General features: G+C 29.0%; 13 protein-coding genes and 1 rRNA gene. 11 read left to right on the forward strand and 3 right to left on the reverse strand.

What is annotated here, in order from left to right; all coding sequences use genetic code 11:
• The first annotated feature begins 33 nt into the window (after positions 1-33).
• The 3 genes from KGF45_RS11690 to KGF45_RS11700 are packed head-to-tail and all read left to right on the forward strand — an operon-like array spanning position 34 to position 1,226.
• Positions 34-435 carry a hypothetical protein gene (locus KGF45_RS11690; RefSeq protein WP_227827499.1) on the forward strand — a complete coding sequence of 134 codons (402 nt, stop codon included), beginning with the start codon at positions 34-36 and terminating at the stop codon, positions 433-435.
• A gap of 42 nt (positions 436-477) precedes the next feature.
• Positions 478-771 carry a metal-sensitive transcriptional regulator gene (locus tag KGF45_RS11695; protein ID WP_227434509.1) on the forward strand — a complete coding sequence of 98 codons (294 nt, stop codon included), beginning with the start codon at positions 478-480 and terminating at the stop codon, positions 769-771.
• Between the two features lie 14 nt (positions 772-785).
• On the forward strand, positions 786-1,226 hold the full coding sequence (locus tag KGF45_RS11700) for a SoxR reducing system RseC family protein (RefSeq protein ID WP_227827497.1): 441 nt from the start codon (positions 786-788) through the stop codon (positions 1,224-1,226).
• A gap of 88 nt (positions 1,227-1,314) precedes the next feature.
• On the opposite strand, the gene KGF45_RS11705 is transcribed toward KGF45_RS11700, so the two are convergent.
• Both KGF45_RS11705 and KGF45_RS11710 read right to left on the reverse strand, forming a co-directional pair.
• Positions 1,315-1,788 carry a threonine/serine exporter family protein gene (locus KGF45_RS11705; RefSeq protein WP_227434511.1) on the reverse strand — a complete coding sequence of 158 codons (474 nt, stop codon included), beginning with the start codon at positions 1,786-1,788 and terminating at the stop codon, positions 1,315-1,317.
• Positions 1,788-2,576, reverse strand: a complete 789-nt coding sequence (locus KGF45_RS11710; RefSeq protein WP_227827496.1) for a threonine/serine exporter family protein — start codon at positions 2,574-2,576, stop codon at positions 1,788-1,790. The genes KGF45_RS11705 and KGF45_RS11710 overlap by 1 nt, the downstream gene beginning before the upstream one ends.
• A 317-nt stretch (positions 2,577-2,893) precedes the next feature.
• Here KGF45_RS11710 and glyA point away from each other — a divergent pair, with 317 nt between their 5' ends.
• The 7 genes from glyA to KGF45_RS11745 all read left to right on the forward strand — a co-directional run bounded on the left by glyA (position 2,894) and on the right by KGF45_RS11745 (position 10,924).
• Entirely contained in the window at positions 2,894-4,138 is a 1,245-nt protein-coding gene (glyA, locus tag KGF45_RS11715; protein ID WP_227827495.1) for a serine hydroxymethyltransferase, read from the forward strand.
• A gap of 247 nt (positions 4,139-4,385) precedes the next feature.
• Positions 4,386-5,483 (forward strand): MGDG synthase family glycosyltransferase, encoded by a 1,098-nt coding sequence (locus tag KGF45_RS11720; RefSeq protein ID WP_227827494.1) that lies wholly within the window; start codon positions 4,386-4,388, stop codon positions 5,481-5,483.
• Positions 5,474-6,172, forward strand: coding sequence for a polysaccharide deacetylase family protein (locus tag KGF45_RS11725; protein WP_227827493.1), 699 nt, complete (start codon positions 5,474-5,476; stop codon positions 6,170-6,172). The genes KGF45_RS11720 and KGF45_RS11725 overlap by 10 nt, the downstream gene beginning before the upstream one ends.
• Before the next feature lie 2 nt (positions 6,173-6,174).
• Positions 6,175-7,239 (forward strand): lysylphosphatidylglycerol synthase transmembrane domain-containing protein, encoded by a 1,065-nt coding sequence (locus tag KGF45_RS11730; protein WP_227842606.1) that lies wholly within the window; start codon positions 6,175-6,177, stop codon positions 7,237-7,239.
• A 179-nt stretch (positions 7,240-7,418) separates the two neighbouring features.
• On the forward strand, positions 7,419-8,123 hold the full coding sequence (locus KGF45_RS11735; protein ID WP_227827491.1) for a response regulator transcription factor: 705 nt from the start codon (positions 7,419-7,421) through the stop codon (positions 8,121-8,123).
• Positions 8,116-9,438: a sensor histidine kinase gene (locus KGF45_RS11740; RefSeq protein ID WP_227827490.1), complete on the forward strand. Its 1,323-nt coding sequence runs from the start codon at positions 8,116-8,118 to the stop codon at positions 9,436-9,438. Before KGF45_RS11735 ends, KGF45_RS11740 begins: the two co-directional genes overlap by 8 nt.
• A gap of 112 nt (positions 9,439-9,550) precedes the next feature.
• Entirely contained in the window at positions 9,551-10,924 is a 1,374-nt protein-coding gene (locus tag KGF45_RS11745; RefSeq protein ID WP_227827489.1) for a hypothetical protein, read from the forward strand.
• A gap of 243 nt (positions 10,925-11,167) precedes the next feature.
• Here KGF45_RS11745 and pdaA read toward each other — a convergent pair whose 3' ends face one another.
• The gene (gene pdaA / locus KGF45_RS11750) at positions 11,168-12,109 is read right to left on the reverse strand and encodes a delta-lactam-biosynthetic de-N-acetylase (protein ID WP_227827488.1); all 942 of its coding nucleotides are present in this window, start codon (positions 12,107-12,109) and stop codon (positions 11,168-11,170) included.
• Positions 12,110-12,450: 341 nt separating this feature from the next.
• On the opposite strand from pdaA, the gene KGF45_RS11755 reads away from it, so the two are divergent.
• Positions 12,451-12,766, forward strand: a 16S ribosomal RNA gene (locus tag KGF45_RS11755); the annotation flags it as partial.

The raw sequence follows: 12,766 nt of genomic DNA on the forward strand, positions 1-12,766 counted from the left end.
TTCTTAAGAGGAATACTATGAGGAGAACATAAGATGAAAAAATGTCTTTACTGTAACAGGGATATAAAGTCACCAAATAATAAATTGGCTATAAAATACGATGACAATACCGATATATATCCATGTCGTACAGAATGTAAGGAAAAAATTGAAGAATATATAATAAAAAAACCTACGTATAAGTTTATAAATATATTAGAGGTTCTTTTAGGTGTAGGTGGAATATTTTGCTTTTTGAGCAAATGGACTATTGCAGCCCAAATTGTACTTGGAATTGACGCATTAGTTATATTTTTATTTCCATTAGCAGGGTTTAAAATGAATGGTAAATTAAGTATGGAGCAAACTAAGCATCAGAGCAGGTCTATAGCAATATCAATTTTAGCATTTATAATAGTAATAACTGTATTATATTTTAAGCAAATTGGTAAGTAAATCATAATTGTATAGAACATCATAAGAGTATGAGGTGAATTTATGGAAGAAAGAAAATTAGCACCAAACAATGAGCGAGAAGCTCTTATAAAAAGATTAAAAAGAATAGAAGGTCAAGTTAAAGGAATACAAAAGATGGTAGAAGAGGAGCGTTATTGTGTTGATATATTAGTTCAAATATCCGCTATAAGGTCTGCTATAAATAGAGTAGGCACAATTATTTTGGAAAATCATATAAAAGGATGTGTAGCAGAAAGTATCAAACATGATGATAGTGAAAAAACTGAAGAGATGATAAAAGAACTTATGGATACCATAAATAAATTTACAAAATAAGGGGGCGGTTAGGTATGAATCAACAAGGATTTATTATGGAGATTGTTGATGATAGAACTGCAAAATTAAAAATGCAAAGACACTCAGCTTGTGCTGCTTGTGGAAAATGTGCTACTGCTGACTCATCAGAGTCAAAAGAGATATTAGTAGAGGTAGACAATACAATTGGTGCGAAGGTTGGTGACCATGTAGAAGTGAGTATGGATAACATGAATGTATTAAAAGCAGCTGCGATGGCTTATATAATACCTCTTGTAGCGCTTCTTGTTGGAACAATAGGAACATACTATATATTGGAAGCAATTGGCATGACCTCTGGGGTTGAAGCTATAAGTGGATTAGTTGGGATTTGTCTTACAGTAATTTGTTATTTGTATTTAAAGAAAAATGATAAAAAATTTAGAGATAGTAGAGAATTTATACCAGTAATCACAAGAATATTAATTGACCTTTAAAATGATTACAATTTAAAAATAGCAATGTACTCTTATAAATGCTTAATGTATATTTATAGGATTTAGGTACATTGCTATTTTTATATTTTTATTTTGATTTTCTTTGAGGAATAAAATTCTTTCGTATTTTCAAAAGGTTTAATGTTCTTACAAAAGAAGTTACAACCAATACACCAAGCGATATTGCAGCGCTTAAAAATAGTGCATCAGTACCTTTTGACATCGCTAAATCATAATTTTTTTGAATTAAAGATAACATTGTATTGTATAATCCAATTCCTGGTATCAGAGGAAGAATCCCTGGAATTACAAATACAATAGCTGGTTGCTTTAGTTTTCTAGCCAATATCTCACTACACGCTGAAACCAAAGCAGCAGCTATAAAACCCGCAAAAATTGAGTTCGTAGTGAAATTAAATAAATATACATACACAATCCAACCAACTCCACCAGTTATTCCAGCTGGAAGAAGTAGATAAAGTGGTGCATTAAAAAAGACAGCAAATCCAGCAGTTGCAATGCCTGAAAATAAAAAATGTAAAATCATCGACATATCAGTCATTAGAAAGAACCTCCAATTCTATACCATGTATCAAGGACAAAACCGACTCCAGAAGCAATTGCAATAATAATCATAGCAGCATCGAAAGCACGAGAAATTCCTGATATTAAATTACCTGATATTAAATCTCTGATGGCTTTTATAAAAGCAACTCCTGGGAGTAGTGGCATTATTGCTCCAACTATGAGCATTTTAGGGTCACTCAAAATACCTATTTCAACTAGTAAAACTCCTGAAAGTGCTATTAAAAAAGAAGATACTAAACATGAAAATGCAGATATTGCACTTATCTTCATGGTTTTATCATAAGTAATTGCAGCAAATATTGCTATTATAAATGTAAGAATAAAATTTAATATATAATTCCCTCCAAGCAAGCAAGCAAAGCAAGCAGATGCAATTCCTGTACAAGAGTAAAACAACCATAAAGGATAAGGTTTTACCTCTTGTATTTCATAAAGACGTGCAATAGCAGTATCAATATCATACTCTTTATCATTTACAAATTCTCGAGAAAAACTGTTTAATAAGGAAATCTTATTTAAGTTTATACCCCTTGATTGAATCGTTTTCATAAACGAAAAACCGTCAAATTTTTCATCTGAAATAATTATTACTGTAGGAGTTGTAAAAATATTTACATGATAAAATCCTCTTGACCTGCAGATTCTAAGGACACTGTCTTCAACCCTAGATGTTTCAGCTCCATTTTTTATCATAAGTTCCCCTACAAATAGAGCTAATTTTAGAATATTTTTTTTATATTCAAGTTCCTCATTTTGATTCATAAATACACCTCCAAATTAAAAAACATAATATTGAAATTATATCAAATTTTTAAGTAATATTCCTTATATATATATAAATTATATTATCTTTTTTTTATTTAAAAATAGTCACATTTAAATTATATCCAATTAAAAGAATTAGACAATATTATTTATTATATTTTAACTTAAAATACAGAAAGTAAACATGTAAAAGTAGTAAAACACTTGACTATTAATTTATAAAAGACTATAATAATAAATTATCATATTGATAAAAATGAAAATTATGAAATGTCTGTAAAAGTAAAATTTAAATAATAACTAGGAGGAGTAATATGTTTGAGAACTTGAAAAAAGCGGACCCTGAGATTTATGAAAGTATGAAAAGAGAGTTAAAAAGACAACAAAGGAATATTGAGTTGATAGCATCTGAAAATATAGTATCAGTTCCAGTAATGGAAACTATGGGAAGTCATCTTACTAATAAGTATGCAGAAGGTTACTCAGGCAAAAGATATTATGGTGGATGTGAGTACATAGATGAAGTTGAAACTCTTGCAATAGATAGAATTAAAAAGATATTTGGAGCAGAACATGCTAATGTTCAACCTCATTCTGGAGCAAATGCAAATATTGGTGTATATTTTGCTATGCTAAAACCAGGTGATGTTGTTATGGGAATGAATTTATCTCAAGGTGGGCATTTAACTCATGGCGCTCCAGTTAATATTTCTGGTCAATATTATAAATTTTATGAATATGGAATAAATAGAGATAGTGGACTTATAGATTTTGATGATGTTAGAAAAATAGCACACGAAGTAAAACCTAAAATGATAGTTGCGGGAGCAAGTGCATATCCTAGAGAGATAGATTTTAAAAAATTTAGAGAAATAGCTGATGAGGTTGGAGCATTACTTATGGTAGATATGGCTCATATAGCAGGTCTTGTAGCTGCTGGTCTTCATCAAAATCCATGTGAAGTAGCTGATTTTGTTACAACAACAACTCATAAAACTTTAAGAGGGCCTCGTGGAGGAGTTATCCTTTGTAAAGAAAAATATGCTAAAGCTATAGACAAAGCAATATTCCCTGGAATTCAAGGGGGACCTCTTGAGCATATAATTGCATCTAAAGCAGTATGTTTTAAAGAAGCTTTAAGTGATGAATTTAAAACATACCAACAACAGGTTGCTAAAAATGCAAAAGCTTTAGCTGAAGAACTTATTAAGAGAGATTTTAAATTGATTTCTGGAGGAACAGATAATCACTTAATATTATTAGATTTAACTAATAAAAATATAACTGGTAAAGCAGCAGAAAAAAGATTAGATGATGCTTATATAACTGCTAATAAAAACACAATACCATTTGATCCAAATGGAGCACTTGTTACAAGTGGAATAAGACTTGGTACTCCAGCTGTAACTACTAGAGGCATGAAAGAGGAAGATATGGCAATAATTGCCGAGGCTATAGACCTATGTTTAACTTATGATGAAGAATCTAAAGCAAGAACACTGGTTGTTGGTTTAACTGAAAATTATCCTCTATATGAAGAATATAATATTATGGATTAATTAAAAGTATAATTAAATAAGAGATATTTAAATAATTACAATAATAGTATTTATATTTAAATATATATATAAAGATAAAACCCAATTAATTAGGAGATAGCTTCCAATATTAATTGGGTTTTGTATTTTTTAATTAAAACTTTAAGATTTCTTAAGAATTATACTAGGTTTTTCTAAAGATTTAAAGTTTATACTTATAAATATAGTAATTAAAGGTATTTAAAGGCTCTAATGAGGAGGGAATCTTATGAAAGTATTAATTCTTACAGGAAAATTTGGTATGGGTCATTACTCAGCATCAAACTCTTTAAGTGAAGATATAAAAACAAAATTTAATAATTCTGAAATAATAATTAAAGATATATTTGAATATATTATGCCTAACTACTCAGATAAAATGTATAAAACTTTTTCTATTCTTGTAAATCGGGGAAGCAGTCTTTATAATTTATTTTACAAGTGTACTGAAAATGGAAAAAAGGATATAAAATTTACCTTTTCAGATTATTTCTTAACTAAATTAGACAAGTTACTTAATGAAATACAACCAACAGTAGTTATTTCAACTTTTCCATTTTGTTCTCAAGTAGTATCAAGATATAAAGAAAAGTATAACTCAAATCTTCCTTTGATAACATGTATAACAGATATAAGTAGCCATTCAGAATGGATTAGTAAAAATACAGATTGTTACTTAGTAGCTAGTGAATCTACTAAAGAAGAACTTATTTTAAAAGGAATAGATGAAGATAAAATAAAAGTTAATGGAATACCTGTAAAAAAAGAATTTAAAAAAATAGAACATATAAATCATTTAGATAAAAAAAACATCCTTATAATGGGTGGAGGATTAGGTTTATTACCTAAGTCAGAACAATTTTATAAAGAGCTAAATAGTTTAGAAGGAGTAAAAACTACTGTAATAACTGGCAATAATAAAAAAATGTACTATAAATTGTACAATAGATATGAAAATATTGAGGTTGTAGGCTATACTAACGAAGTATACAAATATATGGAAAATGCTGACCTTATTATTTCTAAACCAGGTGGAATAACATTATTTGAAACAATTTATTCAGAGCTTCCAATATTAGCATTCAATCCATTTTTGCAACAAGAGATAAATAATGCTGATTTTATATTAAATAATGGAATTGGAAAAATACTTGATAAAAATAAAAAATACTATGTAGATGAGATAAAAGACTTAATCTATGATGATGTTAAACTTAAAGAAATGAGTTTGAATATGAAAAAACTTAAAAAACAATTTGATAATAATACATTAGAAAATATTTTATTTTCATTTGATGGACAAGGAGTGTGTAGAGAATGTATGTAGTAGGTTTAATTATAGTTGTTGCTTTGATTTTTTTAATCCATTCAATTATACCTACATATTATAATAAATTATTAAATAAAGATGTATTGAAAAATATGACTGAGAAGAATGAAATTGCTCTTACATTTGATGATGGACCAGACAAAAGGTATACAGAAAAATTGTTGGATGTACTAAAAGAAAATGATATAAAGGCCATGTTTTTCGTAGTGGCAAAGAATGCTGAAAAAGAGCCTGAAATTATAAAAAGAATGTTAAGAGAAAATCACATAGTTGGCTTACATTCACTAGAACATAAGAATGCATGGCTTTATAGTTATAATTATGCTAAAAAAGATTTTATTGAAAGTACAGATATAATGAAAAATTTAGGTGTAGACGTAAACTACTATCGTCCACCATGGGGGCATACTAATATATTTTCAAATCAATTTGTTAAAAAATATAATTTAAAAATGACCTTATGGGATGTAATGGCAGAAGATTGGAGTAAAGATAGCACAGTAGAGATTATAGTAAATAAATTAATAGATAGAACAAAAGAAAATTCTATAATTTGTTTGCATGATGCAGGAGAAAACTCAGGAGGGGCAGTTGGAGCACCTGAACGTACTATTGAAGCATTAAAGATAGCTATTCCAAAACTTAAAGCCAGTGGTTTCAAATTTGTAACACCAGAAAGGATGTAGTTATGATAAGTAAAACTGAAAAGAGAAATAAATCCTTAGGTAGTGTAGCCTTCTTAGTTTTACTAATGGGCATAACTGGATACTTTGTTTTTAGAGGTCAATCAATTGAATCGTTAATAAAATCATTAAAAGGTGCAAGTCCTGTGTTTATATTAATTGGATTTGCAATGATGTTTATATATGTTGCTTGCGAAGGTATAAATATATATTTAGGTATGAAGGCTTTAAATCAAAAAACTACTTTTTTAAAATGTATGGGATATGCGTTTGTTGGATTTTATTTTAGCTCAATTACACCTTCAGCATCTGGAGGTCAACCAGCACAAGTTTATTACATGAAGAAGGATGATATAAACATATCTTACTCTTCACTTATATTATTAGTTATTGTTGTCATTCACCAAGTTGTTGTATTGGCATATAGCGGAATAATGTTCATTATGGAACGTGAATTTATACTAAACAATGTAAGAGGGATGAATATTTTATTGATATATGGTGTAATAACGAATGTTGCTCTTGTTGTTGGAGTAATTGCAGTTATATTTTCAAAAAAATTAGTAAATAACTTCATAATATCCATAACAAATTTATTAGGAAAACTAAGAATAATAAAAGATGTTGAAGGTTCACGAAAAGTGATAACTTCTCAAATTGAAGAATATATTAAAGGTGCTCAATATATAAAACAAAATCCAAAGTTAGTAATTAAGATTTTACTTATAACTATTGTGCAAATAACAGCTATGTTTTTAGTACCATTCTTTGTATACAAAGCTTTCCATCTATCAACATATACTGTGTTTGAAATATTAGCAATACAATCATTACTTAATATTGCTGTTTCATCTTTACCATTACCAGGAGCTGTTGGAGCATCTGAAAATAGTTTTATGATATTATTTAAGATATTTTTCCCAGGTCATTTACTAGTGCCAGCGATGTTACTTAGCAGAGGAATAAGTTTTTATGCATTCGTTGCTATAAGTGGTTTAGTATGTATTGTAGCACATGTTAAGTCTTCTGAAAAAGTTAAGTCAGTAAAAGAAGTTATTTATGTAAGATAGTATTGTATAGTTTATTTTTTATATAAGTGATATATGTATACGTTTTGATTAAACTTTAAGAGCACTTACAATAGTAGAAAGTATTAAAACGTATGACATTGCTAAGCTTTTACTAATAAAGTATAATATTTTATATAGTTTGAAATATTTAAGAAATATAGTAAAAAAGGAGTTTAGCGATGATTAAAGAGATTCCAAAAAAAATTTTAGTAGCTGATGATAATCCAGAAATTAGGGAAATTGTAGAAATACTTTTGACTGGCGAAGGTTATGAAGTTGTTATGGCGACGAACGGAGAAGAGGCTGTAAATTTAGTAGACAGTACAATTGATTTGATTATTTTGGATGTTGTTATGCCAGTAAAGACAGGGTTTGTTGCATGTAATGAGATTAGAGAAAAAACAACAGCTCCAATATTATTTCTAACTGCGAAAACTCAAGATTCCGACAAGGTTATTGGGTTTTCAGCAGGAGGAGATGACTATTTATCAAAGCCTTTTTCATATTCTGAGTTAATTTCAAGAGTTAAGTCACTACTTAGACGTTATTATATATATCAGGGGAAGGAAAAGAATAAGGAGCCAAATATATTGCAAACAAAAGGTTTATGTGTAAATTTGGATACTCAAGATGTCATATTAGATGGAGAAACTATATTTTTGACAACTATAGAATATAGCATATTAGTTCTTATGCTAAAAAATAGAAAAAAAGTTTTCTCGTCTGAAAATATATATGAAAGTATTTGGGATGAGCAATATTTTTATACAGCAAATAATACTATAATGGTACATATTAGAAATTTAAGAAAAAAATTAGAGAAAGATCAGAAAAATCCACAATATGTAAAAACTGCATGGGGAAAGGGGTACTATATTGATTAGCAAAATTAAGCCATCAAAGTTGGGTGTCATACTATTGGTATATGTAGTAATCTCAGCTGTGGTGGCTTTTATTTTAAATATACCATTTTATTCTGCTGTTGAGTCAATAGTAAAGGATGTATCAGAAGGTAAAACATATTTTAAAAGAGAAGCAGACCAGTTAATGGATGATTTTCAAATCTATGTAAATGATAAAAATATAAGTTCAAATGATGTAGAAGATATATCAAATTGGAATAATGACAATTGGTTTGTATCTATGAAAGTATATGAAGGAGATAAGATTTTTTATGATACATTGTACTATCCAAATGAATTACCTGATAAAAGTGAAGAAAATGAATTTTATAGTAGCTCTATGGCTAGACATTATGAGATACAATTTTCTGATATTAAAGCCAGTGTAGTTATAGTAGCACTGTTTAGATTTCGATTTCAAAACTTTATAGATGCTGTTTCTATCACATTTATGGCAATTACATTTATTGTAACATTTTTATTGTTGTTGAGTAGAAAGATTAAATATCTAAGAAAAATAGAGATGGGTATAAAGATAGTAGAAAGTGGTAGTTTAAAGTATAGAATTCCTGTTAAGGGGAACGATGAATTATCATCACTTGCATCTAGTATTAATGAGATGAGTCAAGCACTTGATAATCAGCTTATAAAAGAAAGAGAAATGAAGAATAAAAATAAAGATATAGTAACTTCAATATCACATGATGTCAGAACTCCATTGACATCAGTAATTTGCTATTTGGATTTAATTAAAGATCATAAGTATAATAGCCCTGAGCAATTGGAGCAATATATAAAAAATGTAAGATTAAAGGCATATCAGATAAAAGATTTGACAGATGACCTTTTTACACATTTTGTTAATTGCGAAGAAGAAGTGTCTAAAAAGTATGAAAAGATTAATGCAAATGAATTTATATTTCAACTGCTTTTAGATAGTTCATATACATTGGAAGAAAAGGGATTTCATATAAAAATAGAGAATGAACTTTATAATCAATATCATATTTATGTAGATGTAACACAATTTAGAAGAATATTTGATAATTTATGTTCTAACATAATAAAGTATGCAAGAAGGGATAGACCAATAGTATTTTTAATTAAAGTTGAAGATGGTAAGTTGCTAATTATACAAAAAAACAAAGTTAGTAACATTCATAAAAATGTAGAAAGTTTTGGAATTGGTTTAAAAAACTGTGAAAAGATAATTGCATATCACAATGGAAGTATAACTATAAACTCAGGTGACAAAGAGTTTTCTATTGAAATATCTATTCCAGTAAATGAATCATAAATGTCTAAATTAAGTACTGCACATGTTAATTGTTATGTACCTATGACCAAGTAACAAGTTTACTTGTAAGACCATATAATATTATTATCTTAAAAAAAGGGGACATAATAATATGGTTTTAACAGGAGCGCATTATATTTACATTGTATTTATGGTAATTATCTTAATTACTATGCTTATGAAAAAAGATACTATAGTACCATGTATATTAGGTGTTTTCTTCATGGGGTTATTCTTTGAAAAAAATATCTTTGGAGCTATAACAGCAGTGTTTAACTCGTTTATTATATCTTTAAATGAGTTGGGACCGATTATTTTAATTATAGCGATTATGGTAGCTTTATCTAAAGCTCTAGAAGCGAATAATGCAATACAGTATATGGTAAGACCATTTTCCAAAGTTATAAGAAATTCTAACACAGCATTTTTTGTAACTGGATTTGTAATGTTGATTCTTTCTTGGTTTTTCTGGCCAACTCCAGCCGTTGCCTTAGTTGGGGCTGTATTTTTACCTGTTGCTATTAGAGCTGGATTACCAGCGATTGGTGTTGCAGTAGCATTAAACTTATTTGGTCATGGTCTTGCCTTATCTACAGACTTTGTTATTCAGGGAGCTCCAAGTATAACAGCTGGTGCAGCAGGAGTAGCAGTATCATATGTCATAAATGATGGTATGATTTTATTTTGGGTAATGGGAATTGTAACGATATCGATGGCATTTTATACATTAAAAAGGGATATCAATAAAGGAATGTTTAGAGAAGAGCTTAAAGATTTTGAAAGTGAAGAAGTAAAAGAATTTAATGGAAAATCTAAGATAGCAACTATTTTAGTAGCTTTAGGATTTCTTGCTGATATAATTGCTATGTATATGTTTGACCTAAAAGGAGGAGATGCATCAGCTCTTTTAGGAGGAACAGCAGTGTTTCTAATAATTATTATAAATACTATAAATTTCGGCAAAGATAGTCTTGAAAATGTGTGTGAAAATATAATAGATGGTTTTGTGTTTGGTATAAAGATATTTGGTGCGATTATACCAATAGCAGCGTTTTTCTACATGGGAGAAGTTGCACCTTTAACTGGTGTATTTGGTAAGGTATTAACCCCTGGTTCTCAAGGATTATTATCAGATATAGGGATAGCCCTTTCTCAAACGATACCACTTAATAAATTTGCAGTATCAGGTATAGAAACTGTAGTAGGTGCAATAACTGGGCTTGATGGTTCTGGGTTCTCTGGAATTTCATTAGTTGGTTCACTTGCATCTGTATTTGGAACTGCTATTAATGCAAGTGTTGGTGCATTAGCAGCATTAGGTCAAATTAGTGGTATTTGGGTTGGTGGAGGATGTCTAGTTCCTTGGGGTCTTATTTCAGCAGCCGCAATTTGTGGAGTTAGTCCTATTGAGTTGGCAAAAAGGAATTTTATTCCTGTTATAACAGGACTCATTGTAACAACTATAGTAGCAGTATTCATTATTTAGCAAATAAAAACTAATATTATTTTACTTGTAGATTAACAAAACTTATATATAAATTAAAAATAAAAGATTATATAAATATATAAATTAAAAATAGATGCACAGTTATTACCTATCAAAAGACTTTTGTTTATGTAAAAACTATACATCTATTTTTTATTGGAAGTATTTAATTTGAAATCGTTTATGTAAATTAATATATAAATATTAGACTTAAAGTATAGCTTTTAAATATACTTCTAAATGTTAATAATTTAGAAGTTCAAAATTGTATCCTAGCTTTCTAGCATCTGATATAAAATCACTTAGAATTTCTGTACTAGTTTTAGAAACAGCATGTAGTAATAAGATAGAACCATCGTGTAAATTATCCATTATTTTTTTCTTGGCTTCCTCATGTGATGGTTGTTTTTCAGTGTCCCAGTCCCTATATGCGAAACTCCAAAATACAGTTTTATAGCCTAGATTTTTAGTCATTGCTAAGCTTTTTTCTGAATACTTACCCATAGGAGGTCTGAAAAACTTAACTATATTTTTTCCAGTTAAATCTTTATAAAGTTTTTCAACATCTTCAAATTCATTATTAAAGCTTTTTAGATTGCTTGTTTTTGTTGGCATAGAAGGATGCGTTTTACTGTGGCTTCCAACTATGTGACCTTCTGCAACCATTCTTTTTATCAAATCTTTATTTTCTTTTATGTATGGAGATGTAACGAAAAAAACAGCCTTTACTTTATTTTTTTTTAAAACATCTAGTATCTTTGATGTATATCCATTTTCATAACCTTCATCAAATGTAAGATATAATGTTTTTTGACCATCTTTGATGGGACCATTATATATAGCACTATAGTCAGAAAAATTAAATTTGATATCAGTATTTACTTCTGGAGTTTGATGTTTAGTATTTGGTATATAAAACCAATCAAGAGCGGTATTGTCCAAAGATGACACGTCTAATTTTTCATTATCATTGTTCACAGTATCTTTATTTGATAGACTGTCTGTTCCATCTGAAACAGTTATATTGGAAGTATATTTATTATCATCAACATTTTGAGAATCTTCTTGCGTTGATATTTCCCTATTCTGGTCTGTGTTTTGTTTTTTTTGTGAGTTTGAACATCCAACAATGAAAAAAATAGATATAGAAAGTATTGTCAAAAAGTAGAGTATCTTTCTAAGCATTTTATAGCTCCCTTCTAAATTAATAGTAATTATATAGTATTATTATAGTTGGAAATTGTTATTAATAATAGTTACATATTTGAAAATAAAGTCGCAATAGTATTATAAAATATGAATAATTAATAAATTTAAAAAAAAATGTAAAAAAGTAGTTGACCATATTATGATAAGGTGTTATTATAATAAATGTGCTCAACAAGGAACAAGAAAATAATGAGTACAAAATGATTGATTTAATAAAATGAACTTTGAAAATTAAACAGTAGGTTAATTTATAAAACAAGAAACAAACCATAAAGCCAGATATTTTGATAACAATAGTATCTGAGCCTGATAAACTTTTATTTGAGAGTTTGATCCTGGCTCAGGATGAACGCTGGCGGCGTGCCTAACACATGCAAGTTGAGCGATTTACTTCGGTAAAGAGCGGCGGACGGGTGAGTAACGCGTGGGTAACCTACCCTGTACACACGGATAACATACCGAAAGGTATGCTAATACGGGATAACATATTTGAGAGGCATCTCTTGAATATCAAAGGTGAGCCAGTACAGGATGGACCCGCGTCTGATTAGCTAGTTGGTAAGGTAACGGCTTACCAAGGCGACGATCAGTAGCCGACCTGAGAGGGTGATCGGCCACATTGGAACTGAGACA

It is taken from the genome of Clostridioides sp. ZZV14-6154 (assembly GCF_020657785.1).
Lineage (GTDB): Bacteria > Bacillota > Clostridia > Peptostreptococcales > Peptostreptococcaceae > Clostridioides.